The sequence below is a fragment of the Reyranella sp. genome, assembly GCF_965279465.1.
Classification (GTDB): Bacteria; Pseudomonadota; Alphaproteobacteria; order Reyranellales; family Reyranellaceae; genus Reyranella.
The window spans coordinates 1,037,099-1,058,075 of sequence record NZ_OZ257242.1; the positions used below are offsets into that span (position 1 = coordinate 1,037,099).

At 65.3% G+C, this 20,977-nt stretch carries 11 protein-coding genes and 2 pseudogenes; 7 read left to right on the forward strand and 6 right to left on the reverse strand.

The window, feature by feature from the left end; all coding sequences use genetic code 11:
• Positions 1–607 precede the first annotated feature (607 nt).
• Positions 608–2,728: a cation:proton antiporter gene (locus ACQY8M_RS05035; protein WP_428669494.1), complete on the reverse strand. Its 2,121-nt coding sequence runs from the start codon at positions 2,726–2,728 to the stop codon at positions 608–610.
• 94 nt (positions 2,729–2,822) lie between these two features.
• Here ACQY8M_RS05035 and ACQY8M_RS05040 point away from each other — a divergent pair, with 94 nt between their 5' ends.
• The 4 genes from ACQY8M_RS05040 (at position 2,823) to ACQY8M_RS05055 (ending at position 6,898) form a co-directional block, all read left to right on the forward strand.
• The gene (locus ACQY8M_RS05040; RefSeq protein WP_428669496.1) at positions 2,823–3,005 is read left to right on the forward strand and encodes a hypothetical protein; all 183 of its coding nucleotides are present in this window, start codon (positions 2,823–2,825) and stop codon (positions 3,003–3,005) included.
• Entirely contained in the window at positions 3,002–4,420 is a 1,419-nt protein-coding gene (locus tag ACQY8M_RS05045; protein WP_428669498.1) for an amidase, read from the forward strand. The genes ACQY8M_RS05040 and ACQY8M_RS05045 overlap by 4 nt, the downstream gene beginning before the upstream one ends.
• A 95-nt stretch (positions 4,421–4,515) precedes the next feature.
• Positions 4,516–5,361 (forward strand): urea carboxylase-associated family protein, encoded by an 846-nt coding sequence (locus tag ACQY8M_RS05050; protein WP_428669500.1) that lies wholly within the window; start codon positions 4,516–4,518, stop codon positions 5,359–5,361.
• 193 nt (positions 5,362–5,554) lie between these two features.
• Positions 5,555–6,898 (forward strand): LLM class flavin-dependent oxidoreductase, encoded by a 1,344-nt coding sequence (locus tag ACQY8M_RS05055; RefSeq protein ID WP_428669502.1) that lies wholly within the window; start codon positions 5,555–5,557, stop codon positions 6,896–6,898.
• A 741-nt stretch (positions 6,899–7,639) separates the two neighbouring features.
• Here ACQY8M_RS05055 and ACQY8M_RS05060 read toward each other — a convergent pair.
• Together ACQY8M_RS05060 and ACQY8M_RS05065 are read right to left on the reverse strand one after the other, a co-directional pair.
• Positions 7,640–9,130, reverse strand: a complete 1,491-nt coding sequence (locus tag ACQY8M_RS05060) for a hypothetical protein (RefSeq protein WP_428669504.1) — start codon at positions 9,128–9,130, stop codon at positions 7,640–7,642.
• Between the two features lie 414 nt (positions 9,131–9,544).
• Positions 9,545–10,879 (reverse strand): annotated as a pseudogene (locus ACQY8M_RS05065) (GDSL-type esterase/lipase family protein).
• Between the two features lie 77 nt (positions 10,880–10,956).
• Here ACQY8M_RS05065 and ACQY8M_RS05070 point away from each other — a divergent pair.
• A complete protein-coding gene (locus ACQY8M_RS05070) occupies positions 10,957–11,799 on the forward strand; it encodes a GNAT family N-acetyltransferase (protein ID WP_428669506.1) in 843 nt (280 codons plus the stop codon).
• Between the two features lie 21 nt (positions 11,800–11,820).
• On the opposite strand, the pseudogene ACQY8M_RS05075 reads toward ACQY8M_RS05070, so the two are convergent.
• Positions 11,821–12,031, reverse strand: a pseudogene (locus ACQY8M_RS05075) (molybdopterin-dependent oxidoreductase); the annotation flags it as partial.
• On the opposite strand from ACQY8M_RS05075, the gene ACQY8M_RS05080 reads away from it, so the two are divergent.
• Positions 12,027–12,332, forward strand: a complete 306-nt coding sequence (locus tag ACQY8M_RS05080) for a hypothetical protein (RefSeq protein ID WP_428675625.1) — start codon at positions 12,027–12,029, stop codon at positions 12,330–12,332. The pseudogene ACQY8M_RS05075 and the gene ACQY8M_RS05080 sit on opposite strands and share 5 nt — an antisense overlap.
• A 430-nt stretch (positions 12,333–12,762) precedes the next feature.
• On the opposite strand, the gene ACQY8M_RS05085 is transcribed toward ACQY8M_RS05080, so the two are convergent.
• Both ACQY8M_RS05085 and ACQY8M_RS05090 read right to left on the reverse strand, forming a co-directional pair.
• Positions 12,763–13,725, reverse strand: coding sequence for a ribonucleotide-diphosphate reductase subunit beta (locus ACQY8M_RS05085; RefSeq protein ID WP_428669508.1), 963 nt, complete (start codon positions 13,723–13,725; stop codon positions 12,763–12,765).
• A 153-nt stretch (positions 13,726–13,878) separates the two neighbouring features.
• Positions 13,879–15,747 carry a ribonucleoside-diphosphate reductase subunit alpha gene (locus ACQY8M_RS05090; protein WP_428669510.1) on the reverse strand — a complete coding sequence of 623 codons (1,869 nt, stop codon included), beginning with the start codon at positions 15,745–15,747 and terminating at the stop codon, positions 13,879–13,881.
• A gap of 450 nt (positions 15,748–16,197) precedes the next feature.
• Between ACQY8M_RS05090 and ACQY8M_RS05095 the strand changes: the two genes are divergently transcribed.
• The gene (locus tag ACQY8M_RS05095; RefSeq protein WP_428669512.1) at positions 16,198–20,934 is read left to right on the forward strand and encodes an NAD-glutamate dehydrogenase; all 4,737 of its coding nucleotides are present in this window, start codon (positions 16,198–16,200) and stop codon (positions 20,932–20,934) included.
• The last annotated feature ends 43 nt before the right edge of the window (positions 20,935–20,977 follow it).

Consider the following 20,977-nt stretch of genomic DNA (forward strand, 5'->3'; position numbering starts at 1 on the left):
CGGAGTCCGCTCGCCCAAATCCCACCTCATCCTGAGGCACGAGCGCAGCGAGCCTCGAAGGATGGCAACGGGCAAGGCGCTCGTTCCACCCGTCGAGACGCTTCGCTGCGCTACACTCCTCAGAGTTTGTGAATTTACTGGCCAGCGGTGAAATGACCGGTCTGGCAACCTTCCCGCCTCATCCTGAGAGCTTGTGAAAAAATCGACGTCGCGACTCAATGATGATCTCGCCACCCACTTACCTCACCCTGAAAGCTTGCGAATTTATCGGCCGGCAGTGAGAAGACCAATCTGGCTACCCCTCCGCCTCATCCTGAGGAGCGCAGCGCAGCGAAGCGTCTCGAAGGATGGCGACGCGAAGGACGCACGGAAAGTGCTGCGATCTCGGCATTTTATCGAGGTTGTACGCGTTGCCACCCTTCGAGACGCTCCGCTCCGCTGCGCTCCTCAGGGTGAGGCAAGTGGGGAGCGAGATCATCTTTGAATCGCCAGGTCGATTTTTTCACAAGCTCTCAGGGTGAGGTGGTGCTGGTTCGCCGTTCGAGCTCGGCCCAGTTCCACTGGGCGAGCGTCGCGGCCGCTTCAAGGAGCGGAGGGACTGAACCGATCAGCGCGCGATCAGCAGGGCCGGCGTGCGGATGACACCCAGCAGATTGGCCATTCGTGGGCCCAGGAACTTGGTCTCGCCCTGACGCAGCGACGTGCCCAGAACCATCAGGTCGAACCGGCCGCCGCGAAGGGCGCGCCTGATTTCGGCCTCGGGGCTGACATTGGTTGCGGTCAGTCCCTTCACCGGCACGCCGCTGCGCTTGCCCAGCCGATGAACATCAACCAGCACGGACATGCCTTGCCGGCGCGCACGGCCGCGCAGCAGGGCGGTGTCGTCCTGCGGATGGAAGACATGCAGCGCGGTGATCTTGCCCTTGCTGGCATGGGCGAGCGACAGGGCAATCTCGGTGGCGAGCCGTGCATCCTGCGCTCCGCTGGCCGGCAGCAGGATGTCGAGCGGGATGTCGGACGGGCCGGCGGCGCCCACGCCGTTGACGGCGATCGCCACAGGGCCGGTGAACGTGGCCAACAGCTCCTGCAGCTTTTCCTCGAAGTGGCGTCCGTTGGCAGAAATCGGTCGCTCGAGGCCGACGAAGGCGATGGCGTAGCCGCGCGAAATCTCCCGTGCCAGCCCGTCGCCGCCGCTGTCCGCCCGCGCCGACACCAGCGCGTCGCCGCCGGCAGGGCGGTCGGCGGTGGTCCGGCTGGCTTCGGCGACCTGGTCACGTGCGCCGGACTGCTCCACTCGCTTGTCTGCCGACACGTGCTCCAGCACCGTCGTCAGCATCTGCTGGCGGCCGGCGAACAGGCCGGCAAGTTGCGCCGCCAGCCGGCCGTTGGCGCTGTCGTCGACATAGACCAGCGCGCGCTCCATCTTGGGCAGGGCCTGTGTCTGCTCGGCTTCTTCCGTTTCGAGCCGTCTGGCCTCTTCCTCCCGTATCGGCACGCGCGCCATCATCCAGCGAAGCGTGGGCGGCATCGCCATCGTGGTGACCACCGCCATCGCCACAATCATCGTGTAGAGCTCGCTGCTCAGCGCGCCCATGCCGAGACCGATGCTGGCGATGATCACCTCGGTCGAGCCGCGTGCGTTGAGGCCGGTCGCCAATGCCAGCGACTCCCGCGTCGTCAGACCGCCCAGCCAGCCGCCGATCAGCGCGCCGCCGAACTTGCCGACGCTCGCGACCAGGATGACGGCGAGGGTGAAGAGCAGCAGGGTCGGGTCCATCAGGGTGCGCAAGTCCATGCCGAGGCCCGCGACGGCGAAGAACACTGGGCTGAAGAAGGCGATGATGAAGCCGCGCAGCTCGCCCTCGATGTGCTCGGTGAGGATGGGCGACTGGCCGATCATGATGCCGGCGATGAAGGCGCCCAGTGCGGTGTGCACGCCGATCAGGTCGGTGGTGAGTGCCAGCGTCAGCATGACGACCAGGATGGCAGTGATCACCGGCATCTCGATGGTCATGTGGTCGTTCACCCACACGATCAGTCGCGCCACCAGCCGCTGGCCGATGGTCAGGCAGAAGGCGAGGAACAGCGCGGTGCCCGCTAGGCTCGCGCCGACGCTGGCGAGGTCGACGCCGCCATGGATCGCGATGCCGGCAATCACGGCAATGATGATCCAGGCGATGGTGTCGTCGAGGATCGCGGTGGCGAGGATCAGCTGGCCGATGTCGCGGCGGATGACACCGATCTCCATCAGGGTCATGGCCACGATCTTGACCGAGGAGATCGCCAGCGCCGTGCCGAGGAACAGCGCCGTCACCAGCCGGTTCTCGTGCGCCGGAACGATATCGGTCGGCATCACGTAGGCTAGCGCGACGCCACAGACGAACGGGACGGCGATGCCCGACAGCGACGAGGAGATCACGGCGCGGCGCCGGCGCTGCACCAACGCCAGGTTGGTCTCCATGCCGGTCAGCAGCAGCAGCAACAGGATGCCGATCTGCGAGACGGCATCGATCATCGCCTTCAGTGTCTTGTTGTCGGGGAAGATCACGTTCCGCAGCTCGGGCAGCAGCAGGCCAAATACCGACGGGCCCAGCAATACGCCCGCCAGCAACTGACCGAACAGTGCCGGCTGGCCGAGCCGGTTCATGCCTTCGCCGAGCACGCGGCCGACGAACAGCAGCAGAATCAGCTCGGCAATGAAGATCGCCAAGGTATGGTCAGTCGCCACGCACTCCCCCTTCGAAACGCGCCCACCCCATGGACGATGTGGCGCGATTCATGCTGACCTGCACAACGGCAAAGGACTTTCAGGGATGCAGTCCATGGACAAGGAATTTATGCAGGCGCTGGCGCAACGGGCCGGCCTCGACAAGGCGCTGGCTGAGTTCCCCGATGATGTCGCGGCAGCGGCGGCCCAGGCGGCGAGCGTGATGGCGAAGATCAAGACACCGTCCGATCCGCGGGCCGAGCCGTGGCCTGCGATGCGCGCGGGAGACGGGCTATGAACGCCGCTATCGAGGCCGGGCACGGCCATCTGCACTACATGACGGTAGCCGATGCGGCGCATGCCATCGCGACCAAGGAGCTGTCGCCGGTCGAGCTGATGCAGGCGCATCTCGCGCGCATCGAGAAGCTCGACCCGACGCTCAACGCCTTCATTCGCCTCGACGGCGAAACGGCGCTCGCCGCGGCAAAGGTCGCCGAGGCCGAGGCGACGGCGGGACGTCTGAGGGGACCGCTGCACGGCGTTCCCGTCGGCATCAAGGACATCATCGACGTCGCCGGACTGCCGACGACCTGCCATTCGAAGATTCTCGACGGCAATCTGGCGACCGCCGACGCGGTGTGCGTGAGCAAGCTGCGCGCGGCCGGCGCGATCGTTGTCGGCAAGCTGTCGACTCACGAGTTCGCCGTTGGCGGGCCGAGCTTCGACCTGCCGTGGCCGCCGGCGCGCAATCCGTGGAATCCCGATCATCATCCGGGCGGCTCGTCGTCGGGCTCGGGCTCCGGCGTCGCTGCCGGCCTGTTTCCGATGGCGCTCGGCACCGACACCGGCGGCAGCGTGCGCAATCCCGCCAGCTGCTGCGGCATCGTCGGGCTGAAGCCGACCTACGGGCTGGTGTCGCGGCGCGGCGTCTTCCCGCTGTCCTTCACGCTCGACCATGTCGGGCCTATGACGCGGACGGTCACGGACAACGCGCTGATGCTGGAAGCCATCGCCGGCCACGATCCCCTCGATCCCGGCAGCGCGGCCGTGCCGACCGGCCATTATCGTGCCGCTCTCGACCACGGCGCCAAGGGGCTGCGCATCGGTTTCGTGCGGCATTTCCACGAGGTCGACGTCCCGGCCGACCCGGAAGTCACAGCGGCCCTCGAGCACGTCATGCGCGCCTTGCAGATGCTGGGCGCCGACGTGCGCGACATCAAGCTGCCGTCACTGGTCGAGTTCGGGGCGGTGAACCGCGTGATCATGCAGAGCGAGGCATGGGCGATCCACGGCGAGTGGCTGCGCACGCGGCCGGGCGACTACGGCAAGCTGGCGCGTCGCCGCCTCATGCCGGGCGCGTTTCTCGCCGCGGGCGACTACGTGACGGCCAACACGCGCCGTGCGGAGATGATCGCCGCCGTGAACGCGGCCTTGAGCGAGGTCGACGTCCTGCTCTGCGCGAGCTCGATGGACCCCGCGTGCCGCATCGACCGTCCGGCCGATGTCGAGCGTACCTATCCACGCCAGGCGCGCACGCCGTTCAACGTCACCGGCCATCCCGCTCTCGCGATGATGTCGGGTCTCTCCTCCGGCGGCCTGCCGCTCTCGGTGCAGTTCGCCGCCCGCAACTTCGACGAGGCGATGCTGTTTCGCGTCGCCCGCGCCTGGGAACAGGCGTCGGGAATGGACAAGAAGCACCCGCCGATCGGGTGATTCCATCCGACGCACGTTGTCATCCCGAGCGCAGCGAGGGATCTATGGGTTGCAGCATGGATCCCTTGCTGCGCTCGGGATGACAAAGGTGCGCTATGAAAGACTTCCCTGCTGCCTATCAGGCGAGCGCCGGTTCGGCTCTTGCCGTCGACAAGGCGTTCTACAAGCGTGTAACCGAAGGCACTGAACGCAAGCTCATCGACTCCTTCACCATCCCGATCCGCACCGGTCGCGCCTGGACGGTGCCGGCGGGACATGTCTTCCGCATCGTCACGGTCGAGGGCCCGCAGGTCGGCGACCTCAACATCTGGAACCGGCACAATCCGCGTGAGCGGCTGTGGGCGTCGCGCACGCGTCAGCTCCAGGCGGCGCATGTCACGACCTTCGACCGCTTGTGGTCGACCCTGCCCTATCTGCGGCCGCTCGCGACCATCACGTCGGACAGCCTGAAGGACTACGGCATCGACGAGTTCGGCGGGCGCGTCCACGATCTGCTCGGCACGCGCTGCGATCCCTACGTCAACCGCATGCTGACCGGCGAGGATTTCGACTTCCATTGCCATTCGAACCTGGTGCGCGCGGTGGCATCCTACGGCCTGACCGAGCTCGACGTGCACGACGTGCTGAACGTCTTCCAATGCACCGGCCTCAACCGCGCCGACAAATACTTCATGCGCGCGTGCCCGGCGAAGACCGGCGACCATCTCGAATTCTTCGCCGAGATCGACCTGCTGTGCGCGCTCTCTACCTGTCCCGGCGGAGACCTGTCGGTACCGCTGTGGGGACCGGATGCGCGCGATCCGCTCGAGGTCTGCCGGCCGCTGGGTATCGAAGTGTACGAGCTCGACAAGGCGGTGCTGACGGAGTGGAGGCCGCCGGAAAGTCCTGCCTACAAAGGGGCGCACGGCATGAAGCTGCAGAAGCCTTCGTGGGAAGGGTAGGAAATGCCTCCTCGTCTTCCTGAGAGAAGCGAAGGGCCTCACGCCGGCAAGAGACTCGGTGGCCGTTCCGTCAGGTCCTTCGCTTCGCTCAGGACGACGGGAATATTCGACGAACGCTGGCCTAATAGAACGAATTAGCTCTTCTCGTCCGGCGCCCCTTGCGGCCGGCCCGCCGCAAGGCAAGATTTCGCCCATGACCCAGAAACAACTCCGCCTCGGCGCCTTCATGCGGCCGGTGAGCATCCACACCGCGGCATGGCGCTATCCCGGCGGCACGCCGGATGCCAACTTCAACTTCAAGGCGTTGGTCAGCTACGCTCAGACACTGGAGCGCGGCAGGTTCGACGCCTTCTTCATGGCCGATCATTTGGCCGTGCTGAACATGCCGATGGAGGCGCTGAAGCGCTCGGCGACGGTGACGTCGTTCGATCCACTGACGCTGCTGCCCGCGCTGGCCCAGCACACCGAGCATCTCGGCCTGATCGCCACGGCTTCCACCACCTTCGAGCCGGCCTACACCATCGCCCGGCGCTTCGCCTCGCTCGATCATCTGTCCAACGGCCGAGCCGGCTGGAACCTCGTAACCACGTCCAATCCCGACGCGGCGCTGAATTTCGGCATGGACGAGCAGATGGAGCATGCCGAGCGCTACGCCCGTGCGCGCGAGTTCTACGACGTCGTCACCGGCCTGTGGGATTCGTGGGCCGACGACGCCTTCATCCGCGACGTCGAGTCGGGTGTCTTCTTCGATCCGTCCCGGCTCCATGTGCTCGATCACAAGGGCAAGTACCTGAAGGTGCGCGGGCCACTCAACATCGCCCGTCCGGTCCAGGGCTGGCCGGTGATGGTGCAGGCCGGCGCCTCGGATGCCGGCCGTCAGCTCGCGGCCGAGACAGCCGAGGTGGTATTCGCCGCCGGTGGGCCGATCGAGGCGGGCCGCGCCTTCTATGCCGACGTGAAGGGCCGCGCGGCGAAGATCGGCCGCAACCCGGACCACATCAAGATCCTGCCCGGTGCCTTCACCATCATCGGCGACTCACTCGACGAGGCGAAGGAGAAGCGCGCGCGGCTCGACAGCCTGGTGAGCTACGAGAGCGGCATCGCCGCTGTTTCGATTGCGACCGGCGTCGATGCGCGCAAGTTCGATCCCGACGGTCCGCTGCCGGAGATCCCCGAAACCAACCAGAGCAAGAGCGGCCGAGAACGGGTCGTTGCTCTCGCCAAGCGCGAGGGCCTGACGGTGCGCCAGCTTGCCGGACGGCTTGGCGGCTACGGCGGGCTCGCCATGATGGGCACGCCGAAGATGATCGCCGACCAGATGCAGGAGTGGCTCGAGACCAACGCCTCCGACGGCTTCAACGTGATGTTTCCCTACCTGCCGGGCGGGCTCGACGACTTCGTCGACAAGGTCGTGCCCGAGCTGCAGCGGCGCGGCCTGTTCCGCACCGAATACGAGGGCAGGACCCTGCGCGAGAACCTCGGCCTGCCGCGGCCGGAGAACCGCTTCTTCGCCGAGACCACGAAGGCGGCGGAGTAAGTTTACCCGGACGTCCCGACCATAGCCGAGGATATACAGCGGATTACCTCCACGAATGTGCAGAAACGCGTTGCCTATGTGCCGGGCGACATTTTCATGCGCCCACCCCGGCTTTTGTGAGTCGGCTCCATCCCATAGTGGGCGCACAGTGCGTCGTAACGCCCGGCCAAGTCGTTCCGTTCGCTCTATCCGGATTTCGGAAAGCGGCCGACCGGCCGCTGCTTCGATGTCGGGACAGCTTGGCCAGCGCCGCCCCCGCCTACAGAGCCTTCCTCTAGGGCGACTTAGCTCTCCCCACCCAGAGTCACATGGGCGTGCTCGAAGCGAGATTAGACGAGACGGGAAGTGGTAGAACCAGTGATTGAGCATCGCACCGGCGACAGTGACGCAAAGATCGGCCGTTTCGGTGAAGTCCGACAGACCTATCCGGCCGGGCTCGTAGGCCTGCCGGAAGATCACCTCGCGATCGAAGCCGAGCGACGCCCCCGAGGCACGGGCACGCCGCTCCAGGGTTCGCCGTCCATCGCCCGGCTTGGGATGGCGCCGCCCGATCTCCTCAAAGATCGCCCCCGGGCTAAGCTTGGTGTCATTCAGCAGCGACACTACTTCGGTGTCGAAGATTGCCGCCCGCGGATCGGATCGACGGCGCCGGCGATCCTACACGCGATCCAATGCGCAATTTTGGAATTGTCCGCGCCGGCAAGAGCATTCACCGGCACGGCCGTATGCTTTGCTCTATCACTAAGGGACGGGCGCCAGGTTCTTGGGAGTAATCATCGCCCTTGGCGCGCTGCTCCTGGTTAGGCCACTATTATAAATATTGTGAGCGATAGCACGTCCTAGCGGAACCCCGCCGATATTAGAGGTGTCGGTCAGAATATCTTGATGACTAGTGATAGTCTCTGCGAGCCCATCGAAACGCCAATGGACGCCGAGATAAACGCGACTGACCGAGTTGTCGAACATTGCACGAAGTAGCGAATCGTAGTGGCGACGCTGACGCCCCCTGATAGAGCCGTCTTCCGCGATGGCTCGACCATCGCACTCATCTGAGATCGCATTGAAGAATAGATTGTCCTGGGCATTTGGTGATACGCCGAAAAACCGTCGCGTTATCTCGAAGGCAGCGGCACCAAACGTAGCGTGACCCGAAGGATAGGCGGGGAAAGGAGGAGTAAAGCTATGTTTGCCCGGTTCATTTGTTCTTGGCGAGCCGAGAGGTATCCACCATGGATCGCAGCGATTGTGAAGCGCATGGGACACAGCACTGCCGCCTAACCAATAACTGTCATCATATTCTCGAATTCCCAGAACGGGCCGCCAGAACTGATATGTGTATTTGTAAAACCATGCGGCAATCCCGGCATCAGCCATTGCCACATTAACGAGTGCCAAGAGACGTGCCGAAGCCGCCACCCGATCGGCCCCGATTACATTGCGCCCGATTATCTCTCGAACGATTTGGTTATACTGCCGAGGTGGCGTACCGATCTGCGAAGCACCGTCATACGCCCAGTAAAGTCCGATCAAAGTCTGCAGTGGAGTTCGGGGAGTAAAGCCCGCGCCTGGAGTACCAATTTCCAGAATTCTGCTGCCTTTGGCTCGAACCTGATCATGAGCGCGATTATACGGACTAGATCTCGGCACTGGGTGGTCTGCAAGCGGCGGGATAGCGGAGGCGGAAAACAACTGCACAGTGCCCCAACGTTGCCCAAGAAAGCCTTGGCCCAGATTGGTAGGATCTTCGCGATGACGCCAGTATCCATTTATCTTCTGGACTGCGCCGCCTTCATCGGAGCCATCCGTGGATCTGTCGGCGATCACGGCATTGCCGACGGCAGTGCCAAAGGCCAATCCAGCATTGGCCCCAAAGTCAAACCCGCGCATCGCATCGTCAACAATGCTGGAGAAATCTGGATACAGATGCAGCAATACCGTCGCTGCAGCAGCGGATATTGCCGCGCCCTCGTTGGCCGCGCTCGCCGCCGGTGGCGCCAATCCGCCCATGTTCAAGAAAGTATTAATAGCTCCCTGAAGCCCATGATGGGCCGAGCTAAGAGGGGGCAAGTTGGTCCGCCCGAAAAAGGCATCGTGCATCGCAATGTGAACCATAGCGAGTGCGCGTGAACTTGCGGTTGGTCCGCGCTGATTCTTTGCATTCATAATTCCGGTGTGATCGCGAGCGTTCAATTCCAGCGCGATTGCATTCCACATCATCACATAGTCGTGCATGGATCCCTCCCTTTGCTGTGTCTTGACGCGGGCACAGTATATGGTTACTGTAGGTTGTGCAACCTATAGTATATATTGATGCGAGCTACATGTTGCGAAAGCGCCGTCCATGCGGCAGTTGGGTCTGTTCACACGGGAATGGCGTGTCGACTTCAGTGCGCCAATGTCGGTATTTGGCACTTTTCGGCCGTCGCCCAATGTCCGAATCGGGTCCGTCATGCCGGCCAGAGCGGATGTCCGGCTGCGCTTGCGGATGCATGGGTTCATGCCATCTTCGATCACCATCGCGCGTTCGAGTTGATGTCGGCGATGGACGGGCAGCAGTTCGTTGAACCACGGTCCATTGCGCGCCTTCAGCGCTTACGCACGGGGATTACCCCGCGCGAGTCTGGACACGGGTTACAGCACAGAACCCTACTTGCGCGGGCTCGGAGCCGGCCGCACGGCGACGATGGCGAGGTCGATGGCATTGGCCATCGCGGCATAGCCCGCCCGGTTGGGATGCAGCCTGTCACCTGGCCCGCCGACCGAGGAGTTGGGCTGGTACATCGCCTTGATCTCGCCGGTCGCGCTGTCGAGCGTGGCGGCGTCGAAGTCGATCACGCCGTCGAAGATCTTGCTGGTGCGCAGGAACTCGTTGAGCGCCTTGCGCCTGGCCTCGACCTCGGGCCGACCGTGCGTCGACGTGCTGTTGAGTGCCGAGGTCAACGTGGCGGCCAGGATGCGCACCCTCGGGATCTTGTCGCGCAGATGGGCGACACCCTTCTTGTAGCCCTCGATCACGGCCTCGGCCGTGGCGTCGGCCGCACCGAAGTCGTTGATGCCCTCGAGCCAGATCACCGTGCCGACGCCGGGTAGGCTCACGATGTCGCGGTCGAGCCGGTCGAGCGCGCTCGGGCCACCGGGGATCGGCTTTGCGGCGTAGTCGGCCGGTCCGATCACCTAGTTGCCGCCGATGCCCTGGTTCACCACAACGAAGCTGTCGTTGTAGGCGGAGCGCAGGCGGCGCGAGAGGACGTCGGGCCAGCGGTCGTCGCCGTTGATCGTGGTGCCCGTGCCGTCGGTGATCGAATCGCCGAAGCAGACGACGACGCGGGTGAGGGCAGCGACCTGCATGTCGACCTCGTCGAGGAAGAACCACGACGCGGTCGAGAAGGGGAACGAAGCTTCGCCATCCTCCTGCCCCTTGGCGCCGCTGCCGGGCGGGCTGATGTAGGAGGTCTGCAGCGCCTTGGCGTGCCAGGTGAGCGGCCCGCTTTCGCCCACGACATGGAAGCTGACCGCGAGCTTGCGGCCGCGCAGCATCGGGTCGTTGGCGGTCTTCACGAAGGGCAGCGCCACCGGATCGCTCACCACGCTCTCGCCCGGTGCGACCGTGACGCTGTTGCGGCCGCCGAACTGCAGCGGCCTGTTGGTGCCAGGCACGATCGCGCTGCCGCTCTCCTGAAGGCCGATGTGCACGTCGTCGAAGAGCACGGGCTTCCTGCCGAAGGCATTCGACAGACGGATGCGGGCCTGTGGGCCCCACACGTCGGGCTTCACGATCAGGCGGAAGGTCTGGTCGTTGGCGCCCTGCTCCGCCGAGGGCAACGCGAACTTGAGCTCGGGCTGTGCCGTCGGGTTGCCGATCGGATAGGGTCCCTGCGCCGAGCCGGTCCAGCTCGCCACCCATTGCTGGGCCTGCGCCGATGGCGCGAAGGCCCAGGAACAGGTGGCGAGCGCCGCGAGCAACATAGCAAGCCCCTTCATGGCTTCTTCGTCCCCCGAAACGCTTTGTTGCCCTACAGTCTGATCGCTAGGGTGCGGCTGCGCAAATGGGGACGGGCATGGCTTTCGAGATCGCGACCGCGAGTGTGGACGATGTGGTGCGCGTGATGGAGTGGGCCAGCGACGAAGGCTGGAACCCCGCGAACACCGACCGCTTTGCCTTCCACGCGATGGATCCCGGCGCCTTCCTGATGGGCCGGCTCGACGGTGAGCCCGCCGTCTGCATCTCGGTCGTGCGCTATGGCGCGGGCTTCGGCTTTCTCGGCTGCTACATCGCTCGGCCGGCGGTGCGCGGGAAGGGCTACGGCCTTCAGATCTGGAACGCGGGCATGAAACGGCTCGCCGGCCGCAACATCGGGCTGGACGGTGTCATCGCGCAGCAGGGCAACTATCGCAAGTCCGGTTTCCGTCATGCCTGGAACAATGCCCGTCACGAAGGCAAGCCCGTGTTCGCAGCACCGCCACCGGGCGTGCGGCTGGTCGATGCGCGCAGCCTGCCGTTCGACAGGCTCGCCGCCTACGACCGCCGCTTCTTTCCCGAGCTGCGCGACAGCTTCCTCTCACCCTGGATCACGATGCCCGAGCGCGCCGCGCTGGTCGCGATGGAGGACGGCGAGATCACCGGCTTCGGCGTGATCCGCGCCGCGGTCACCGCCTCGCGCATCGGGCCGCTCTATGCCGCGTCGACCGCGATCGCTGCAGCGCTGATCACGGGGCTGGCGGCGACGATGCCCGGCAAGCCGGTCGCCATCGACATGCCGGATTTCAACGAGGCCGGCACGCGGCTCGCCGAGCAACTTGGCCTCGAGCCTGCCTTCGAGACCGCGCGCATGTACACCGAAGCGGAACCCGCGATCGATCGCGCAAGCCTGTTCGGGGTGGCGAGCCTGGAGTTGGGGTGAGGCGCCCCTTCAGACGATGCGGTCGGGCATGCGGTAGGCGCCCTTCATCCAGGAGCCGTCGAACTCGCCGTCACGCGCATGGTCAATGTCGAGCGCCTTCACGAACTTGAGCGTCTTGTCGATCACCGGGCCGTCGAAGCCGGCTTAGTTAGGCGACCTGCTTCGCGCCGGCGTGCACGCCCGCCTGATCGAGCACCGCCTCGAGCGGTACGCCGCGCCAGCGCGCATTGCCGCTGCTTCTGAACAGATCGCCTTTGGCAGCGGCCCTCACGGAAGCGAACGCGGAGCCGGGCCGAGCCGTTCTGGTCAGCCACGATCGGCTTTTCGGAATCGACCGGGATTTCCCCGGTGTGGCCCTCCACCTGTTCGGACATCGCCATGGCTTCAGGATGACGACGCGCAGGGGAACAGCCTTCGTCAATGTTTCCGCACTGGACGACCCGATCAACGGAGACAGCTACACGATCATTGACATCAAGGGCAGCGCGATCGCTGCGCACGCGGTCAAGATCGAGAGGCCGGCCGCCGGTTAGCTTCGGCACCTCATGTAGGGAGAGCCGGCAACCATCGTCCCCACGATGGGAGGCAGCGCTCTCCGGTCCAGCTGCTCGATCAGGACGGTCCCGCGCTTTTCGTTCGCATTGAACCGGAAAACGAAAGGCTGGTCCCCGCCCTTCGTATTTGGTCCGATCCAAACCTCGATGCCTTCATAACGGGTGCCCCCCGCGCAGGTCAGGCACACATCGACGGGTGCCAGCTTCGACTGCTTTCCACCGGATTGCACCGTTATCCCCTGCGAATCCACGATCAGCCTCGGCTCGCGGGTGCAATCCCCGCGCGGCGCGTACCGGCCCGCAAGGTCCTTGGGGACTTCCATCGCCCCGGCTTGCCCGCACGGGCCGGCCAAAGCCCATCCGACCAGGCCCACGGTGAAAGCCAGTCGCTTCATCTTCTTCCCGCACTTCAGCTGAAGGCCTCGTCCCACGTCCCCTTGGTCGAGGCTTTCGAGTACTCCGTTGCGCGGTTCTCGAAGAAATTCGTGTGCTCGATGGCGTTGAGCATCTGGTCCATCCAAGGCAGCGGGTTCTTGGCGTCCTTCTTGTAGATCGGCTGCAGGCCAAGCTGGATCAGGCGCCGGTCGGCGATGAAGCGGATGTAGCGCTTCACGTCGGTCGCGGTCATGCCCTCGATGCCATCGATCTCGAAGGCGAGGTCGATGAAGGCGTCCTCGTGGTCGACGATGGTCGAGCAGGCGAGGTAGATCTCGCGCTGCAGGCTCTCGGTCCAGATCTCGGGGTTCTCCTGCACGAAAGTGCGGAACAGCTTGACGATCGAGTTGCAGTGCAGCGTCTCGTCGCGCACCGACCAGGTCACGATCTGGCCCATGCCCTTCATCTTGTTGAAGCGCGGGAAGTTCATCAGCATCGCAAAGGAGGCGAAGAGCTGCAGGCCCTCGGTGAAGGCGCCGAACACCGCCAACGTCTTGGCGATGTCGGCCTTCGAATCGACGTTGAAGCCCTGCATATAGTCATATTTGTCTTTCATCTCCTTGACGGTGAGGAAGACCGAATACTCCGTTTCCGGCATGCCGATCGTGTCGAGCAGATGGCTGTAGGCGGCGACGTGGACCGTCTCCATCGCGGAGAAGGCGGCCAGCATCATCTGCACTTCGGTCGGCTTGAAGACGCGGCTGTAGTGCCGCATGTAGCAGTTGTTCACCTCGACGTCGGCCTGGGTGAAGAAGCGGAAGATCTGCGTCAGCAGATGGCGCTCGCTGTCGGTCAGCTTGTTGCGCCAGTCCTTCACGTCGTCGGCCAGAGGCACTTCCTCCGGCAGCCAGTGGAGACGCTGCTGCATCAGCCAGGCATCATAGGCCCACGGATAGCGGAACGGCTTGTAGATCGGCTTGGCGTCGAGAAGGGACATGGGATGAATTCCAACAAATGACATCAACCCCGTCGTCTCGACCGGAGCGAAGCGGAGTGGAGAGACCTTGCTTCAACGAAATGGCGGTGAGTCGCCGAGAGAAGGTCCTTCCACTCCGCTTCGCTCCGGTCGGGACGACCGAGGCGCGTTACGCTACTGGCAGCTCAGGCACTCTTCGTAATCGTTGTTGGTCCCACCGGCCGGCAGGCCGACCGGTGGGACAGCGGGGGCGTCGACTCGAGGTAAAGACAGGGCATGATCGCCCAGCGGCGAGACGACCGCGTCATTCGACACGACGTCGGCGCGCTGGATCGACAGCGAACGGCAGTAGTAAAGCGTCTTCACGCCGCGCTTCCAGGCCATCATGTGGATCTGGTGCAGGTCGCGCTTGTGCACGTCCGCCGGCAGGAAGAGGTTGAGCGACTGGCTCTGGCAGATGTAGGGCGTGCGGTCGGCGGCATGCTCGATCAGCCAGCGCTGGTCGATCTCGAACGCCGTCTTGAACACCGCCTTCTCGTGGTCGTCGAGGCAGTCGAGATGCTGCACCGAGCCCTGCGTGGTGGTGATCGAGGTCCAGGTGTCCTCATCGTTGCGGCCCTTCTGGGCCAGCAGCTTCTCGAGGTACGGGTTGCGCACCACGAAGGAGCCCGACAGCGTCTTGTGATTGTAGACATTGGCCGCCGACGGCTCGATGCCGGGCGAGGCGCCGCCGCAGATGATCGAGATCGACGCCGTCGGCGCGATCGCGAGCTTGTTGGAGAAGCGCTCCTCGATGCCGAAATCGGCGGCATCCGGGCACGCACCGCGTTCCCGGGCGAGCGTCTTCGACGCCTGGTCGCACTGGCCGCGGATGTGCTTGAACATCTTCTTGTTCCACACCTTGGCCATCACGGCCTCGAGCGGGATGTTGTTCTGCTGCAGGAAGGAGTGGAAGCCCATCACGCCGAGACCGACCGAGCGCTCGCGCATGGCGGCGTACGTCGCCTTGGCGAAGTCAGTGCCGGCGGTGTCGATGAAGCCCTGCAGCACGTTGTCGAGGAAGCGCATCACGTCCTCGATGAAGGTCGGATGCTCGTGCCATTCGAGATAGGTCTCGAGATTGAGCGACGACAGGCAGCACACGGCCGTACGCTGCTTGCCGTGATGGTCGACGCCGGTCGGCAGCGTGATCTCCGAGCAGAGGTTCGAGGTCTTGACCTCGAGGCCCGCCAGCTTCTGCTGCTCGGGCCGCGCCTTGTTCACGTGATCGACGAAGATCAGGTAGGGCTCGCCGGTCTCGATACGCGCGGTCAGGATGCGGATCCAGAGATGGCGGGCCGAGACCTTGCGCAGCACGGCGCCATCCTTCGGCGAGACCAGGCCCCATTCCTCGTCGTTCTCGACCGCGCGCATGAAGGCATCGGAGATCAGCAGGCCGTGATGGAGATTGAGCGCCTTGCGGTTGGGATCGCCGCCGGTCGGACGGCGGATCTCGATGAACTCCTCGATCTCGGGATGGCTGACCGGCAGGTAAACCGCCGCCGAGCCGCGCCGCAGCGAGCCCTGGGAAATCGCCAGGGTCAAAGAATCCATGACGCGGATGAAGGGCACGACACCGGAGGTCTTGCCGTTCATGCCGACCTTTTCGCCGATCGAGCGCAGGTTGCCCCAATAGGAGCCGATGCCGCCGCCCCGCGCCGCCAGCCAGACATTCTCGTTCCACAGGCCGAGGATGCCTTCGAGCGAATCGTTGGCCTCGTTCAGGAAGCAGGAGATCGGCAGGCCGCGCTGGGTCCCGCCGTTCGAGAGAACGGGGGTTGCCGGCATAAACCACAGATTGGAAATGTAGTCGTAGATGCGCTGGGCATGCGCATCGTCGTCGGCATAGGCTGACGCCACACGCGCGAACATCTCCTGATAGGATTCGCCCGGCAGCAGATACCGGTCGGACAGGGTGGCCTTGCCGAAGATCGTCAGGCGGGCATCCCGAGAAGGATCGGTAACAACCCGCGCACCGCTTCGAACTTGAACAACATCAAACACTTGCGGCTCCCCTTTTCTTCTTGTCCACAGATGTGGATAAAACATCTTGTGGAATGATACCTACATCTAGGGGCCGGTTTCTCCAGCCCCGCTATCCCTAGATGATACGCGGGACGGCGGGTCTGTCATTTCCAAATTTATTCCTCAATTGTGAGTCTCAGGAATCAAGGGTCAACCCTCTGTTTTTGAACAGGAAATCCGGGTTTGAAATTTTGTTTTTCGAACCCTTGACCTTCTTCGCAGATGCAGCAAGGCAATGAGAACAAAACGCGCTTTGCCACGGATTCCGTGGCCGTCAGACGGAATCCATAGCGATTCGGCGCACCGTCGTCGGGGGAGCGGGCCAAACCTCCCATGGGATGGGCACTTCCAGCCTTCACGTCTTCGTCGTCAGACCGTCATCGGCAGGCGTACCATCCGCACCCCCGCCGCACGGACGAGGACAGGATCATGGTCACGGCGCTTGCACCACGCATTTACGGGCTCGACGCCATCGGCGCAGCCGCCGGCACGGAGGAAGCCCAGGCCTTCGCCCGCCGCCTCTATGAAAGGGTCGCCGACAAGGACCTGGCGACCGCCTCGGCAGAACAGCGGGCCGCCGCCGCTGTGGCGCTGCTTGCCTTCGCCCGGCGCCGCCTGCCCGGCGTCGCCAAGGTGCGGGTGTTCAATCCGACGACTGCCGAGCACGGCTTCGAGAGCCGCCATACGATCGTGCAGATCGTCAACGATGACATGCCGTTCCTGGTCGATTCGATCGTCAACGAACTGAACCGGCGCGAGCTCGGCGCGCATCTGCTGGCCCATCCGGTGATGCCGGTGCGGCGCGATCTCGATGGCGACCTCCTGATGTTCGCCGAAGCCGACGGGCATGCGCCGTCCGAATCGTTGATGCAGATCGAGATCGACCGCCAGGCCGAGCCGGCCCAACGCGACGATCTCGCCGCGGCGCTGGCCCGTGTGCTCGCCGAAGTGCGGCTCGCCGTTGGCGACTGGAAGGCGATGCGGCAGGCAGCGGTCGACGCCGTCGAGGACCTGGCACCCGCCCGCACCGAGGAGGAAGAGGAATTCCTGTGCTGGCTCGAGGCCAATCACTTCACCTTCCTCGGCCATCGGCGCTACCGCTATGTGGACGACACCGCGCAGCCCGGCGGCATCCGCTACGAGGTGATGCCGGGCTCGGCCCTCGGGATCCTGAGCCGCGACGAGGTCCGGCTGTTCGACGCCGGGCTGGGCGGCGGCGAGGCGATGGCGCGGTTCGCGCGCGGGCCGCGGACGCTCCTGATTCTCAAGACCGACCGCGAATCGCTGGTCCATCGTCGCGGGGCGATGGATTGCGTCATCGTGAAGACGCATGACCTGGACGGAAGGGTTACCGGCGAGCGGCGCTTCGCCGGCCTCTTCACCTCGACCGCCTATCACACGCCGGTGCTCGACGTGCCGCTGCTGCGCGACCGGGTCGAGCAGGTGCTGCGCCGGGCCGGACTGGATCCCAACAGCCATGACGGCAAAGCGCTGCTCGCGATCCTCGACACCTATCCGCGCGACGAGCTTTTCCAGATCGACCCCGACACACTCTACGATCATGCGGTCGGCATCCTGCAGCTCCAGGAGCGCCGCCGGGTGGCGCTGTTCGCCCGTCGCGATCCCGTCGGCCGCTTCGCGAGCTGCCTGGTGTTCGCGCCGCGCGAACGCTTCGATGCCGCACTGGGCGAGCGTTTCAGCCACATCCTGGAGGAGGCGTGGCACGGCGACGTGACATCGATCACCGGCTCCGGCAGCACCGCGTCGCCGCTCGCCCAGGCGCTCTACACCCTGAAGCTCCATACGCCGGACAGCCCGACACCCGATCTCGCCGAAACGGAGCGCGCGCTGGCCGACGCCGCGACCTCGTGGAACGACCGGCTCGATCAGGCGCTGCAGGACCGTCCGGCGGCGCGGCGTTGGCGCGACTGGTTCCCGCCGGTCTACCGCGAAAGCTTCGAGGCGTCGCAGGCAGTCGCCGATATCGGGCCCTTGCAGGCGGCGATCGGCGGCACCGAGTTCGGCGTGCGCCTCGGACGGCGCGCCAGCATGCCGCCGCACCGCTTCGCGGTGCGCCTGTTCCATCCGAGGAAGCCGATCGCGCTGTCCGACATCCTGCCGCTTGCCGAGAATCTCGGCCTGCGCGTGCTGAGCGAGGCGCCCTTCCTGCTGCAGGCCCCGGGCAAGGACGGTGTCGCGCTGCAGGTGCTGAGGGTCGAGACCGCGGACAGGTCGCCGGTCGATCTCGTCGAGGCGGGGCCACGCTTCGCCGAGGCGCTCGATCATCTGTGGGCGGGTACCCTGGAGAATGACGGGTTGAACAGGCTGGTGCTGGGCGCGGGCCTCGCCTGGCGCGAGGTCGCGCTGCTGCGCGCCTATGCCAAGTATCTGCGCCAGACGGGCATTCCCTTCAGCCAGGACTACATGGTGCGCGCGCTGGTCGCCTACCCCGCGATCGCCCACGGCACCGTCGAGCTGTTCAAGGCGCGCTTCGATCCGGCGCTGGGCGAGGCGCAGTCGGCCGAGCGCACGACCCGCATCGAGGCGATCGAGAAGTCGATCGCCGAAGCGCTGGAGGGCGTTGCGACGCTCGACGAGGATCGCATCCTGCGCCGCTTCCTCGATGCCGTCCGCTGCAGCCTGCGCACCAACTACTGGCTCGACAAGGAATGGATTTCCTTCAAGGTCGACAGCCGCGCGATCGACGATCTGCCGGCGCCGCGACCGCTGGTCGAGATTTTCGTCTACAGCCCGCGCATGGAAGGCATTCATCTGCGCGGCGGCCGGGTGGCGCGCGGCGGCATCCGCTGGTCCGACCGGCGCGAGGACTTCCGCACCGAGGTCCTCGGGCTCATGAAGACGCAGATCGTGAAGAACGCGGTGATCGTGCCGACCGGCTCGAAAGGGGGCTTCTATGTGAAGCGCCCGCCGGCCGGCGGCACACGCGAGCAGATGCAAGCCGAGGGCATCGCCTGCTACCAGACGCTGATCCGCGGCCTGCTCGATCTCACCGACAATTACGTCACGGGCGGGATCGCGCCGCCCGCCAACGTCGTGCGCCATGACGGCGACGATCCCTATCTCGTGGTCGCGGCCGACAAGGGCACCGCCACCTTCTCCGACATCGCCAATGCGCTGGCGCGCGACTACGGCTTCTGGCTCGACGATGCCTTCGCCTCGGGCGGCTCGGCCGGCTACGACCACAAGAAGATGGGCATCACCGCCCGCGGCGCCTGGGAATCGGTGAAGCGGCACTTCCGCGAGCTCGGCACCGACATCCAGCGCACGCCGTTCACCGTCGTAGGGGTCGGCGACATGTCGGGTGACGTGTTCGGCAACGGCATGCTGAGTTCGAGGGAGACCAAGCTGCTGGCGGCATTCGACCATCGCCACATCTTCATCGACCCCGCGCCCGATCCGGCGTTGAGCTGGGTCGAGCGCAAGCGGCTGTTCGACCTGCCGCGATCGTCCTGGATGGACTACGACTGGAAGCTGATCTCGCCGGGCGGCGGCGTGTACGATCGCACCGCCAAGTCGATCACGCTGTCGGACGAGGCGCGCACCGTGCTGGGCATCGACCAGCCGGTGACGACTCCCATCGACCTGATGCGTGCCATCCTGAAGGCGCCGGTCGACCTGCTCTATTTCGGCGGCATCGGCACCTATGTGAAGGCGTCGACGGAAACCAGCGCCGACGCCGGCGACCGCGCCTCGGATCCTCTGCGCATCGACGCGTCGGACGTGCGGGCCAAGGTCGTGGGCGAGGGCGCCAACCTCGGCTTCACGCAACGCGGGCGCGTGGAAGCCGCCCTCGCGGGGCGCAAGATCAATACCGACGCCCTGGACAACTCCGCCGGCGTCGACACCTCGGACCACGAGGTGAATATCAAGATCGCAATCGGCGGTCCGTGGGGCAACCAGGCCGAAGGGCGCGAGGCGCTTCTGTTCAGCATGACCGACGAGGTCGCAAGCCTCGTGCTGCGCAACAACTACCAGCAGAGCCAGGCGATCAGCGTCGCGGAGGCGCAGGCCGCCGAAGAGCATGACCGGCTGGAGCGCTTCATGCGCGCCCTCGAACGGCACGGCCGGCTCGACCGCGACGTCGAGTTCCTTCCCGATACCGCCGCGATGCGGGCGCGGGGCCTCGCCCGGCAGCATCTCACGCGGCCCGAGCTGTCGGTGTTGCTGGCCTACGCCAAGATCGATCTCGCCGACGAGATCCTCGACTCCGACCTGCCCGATGATCCCTTGCTCGAAGGCGAACTGCTGCGCTACTTCCCGACGACCCTGCAGCAGAAATTCGAGCCGCAGCTCCGCAATCATCGCCTGCGCCGCGAGATCGCGACCTTGCAAGTCGTGAACTCGCTGGTGAACCGCTGCGGCCCGACCTTCGTGCGCACCGTCGGTCAGCGCACCGGCGCGCCGGCCGCGTCGATTGCGCGTGCCTTCGCCGTCGTACGCGACGCCTGGAAGCTGCGCGACCTGTGGACCGAGATCGAGGCCCTCGACGCGACCTTGAAAGCCGAGACGCAGACCCGCATGCTGGTTGCCTCGCAACGCTTCCTGCTCCGCGCGGTGCAATGGACCCTGCGCCGCCTGCCGCAGCCGATCGACACCATGGCCGCCACCGAGCAGCTCGGCGCCGCCGTGGCGGCGCTGGGCGATCTGCCGTCCTCGCTGATCGGCGAGGCCGAGGGCACCGCGCTCAACGAGCGCGCGGCGGCCTTCGAGATACTGGGCGCGCCGCCCGACACGGCGCGGCGGGCTTCGGCGCTGGAAACACTGGCGGCGGCCGGCGACCTCATGCTGGCCGCTCGGACCAACGGCTGTTCGATCGAAGAGGCGGCACGGCTTTATTTCCAGTTGGGCGAACGGCTGTCGCTCGCCCGCCTCGAAACCGCCGCCCACAAGCTGCCGCGCGACGGCCAGTGGCCGTCGCAGGCGGCTGTCGCGATGCTCGACGAGTTGGCGGCACTGCATGCCGACCTGCTGGGCTCCGCGCTCAGGCTGAAGGGCGACACAGACACCGCCCTGCGGCGCTGGAGCGAAGGCCGCACGCTCGCGCTCGAGCGGGTCGATCGCCTGAAGGAGGAGCTGACGGCGGCGGGACCGATCGACCTTGCCATGCTGTCGGTCGCGACGAGCGAGTTGCGCGCGCTTGTCTGAGCGCCAATCATGGCCACATTGGCAGCGCGATTACCGGAGGTCG

Excerpts from the sequence above, each read along its gene's own strand:
- ACQY8M_RS05040 (WP_428669496.1), top strand. The coding sequence starts at position 2,823 with ATGGACAAGGAATTTATGCAGGCGCTGGCGCAACGGGCCGGCCTCGAC.
- ACQY8M_RS05045 (WP_428669498.1), top strand. The coding sequence starts at position 3,002 with ATGAACGCCGCTATCGAGGCCGGGCACGGCCATCTGCACTACATGACG.
- ACQY8M_RS05050 (WP_428669500.1), top strand. The coding sequence starts at position 4,516 with ATGAAAGACTTCCCTGCTGCCTATCAGGCGAGCGCCGGTTCGGCTCTT.
- ACQY8M_RS05055 (WP_428669502.1), top strand. The coding sequence starts at position 5,555 with ATGACCCAGAAACAACTCCGCCTCGGCGCCTTCATGCGGCCGGTGAGC.
- ACQY8M_RS05060 (WP_428669504.1), bottom strand. The coding sequence starts at position 9,130 with ATGCACGACTATGTGATGATGTGGAATGCAATCGCGCTGGAATTGAAC.
- ACQY8M_RS05070 (WP_428669506.1), top strand. The coding sequence starts at position 10,957 with ATGGCTTTCGAGATCGCGACCGCGAGTGTGGACGATGTGGTGCGCGTG.
- ACQY8M_RS05085 (WP_428669508.1), bottom strand. The coding sequence starts at position 13,725 with ATGTCCCTTCTCGACGCCAAGCCGATCTACAAGCCGTTCCGCTATCCG.
- ACQY8M_RS05095 (WP_428669512.1), top strand. The coding sequence starts at position 16,198 with ATGGTCACGGCGCTTGCACCACGCATTTACGGGCTCGACGCCATCGGC.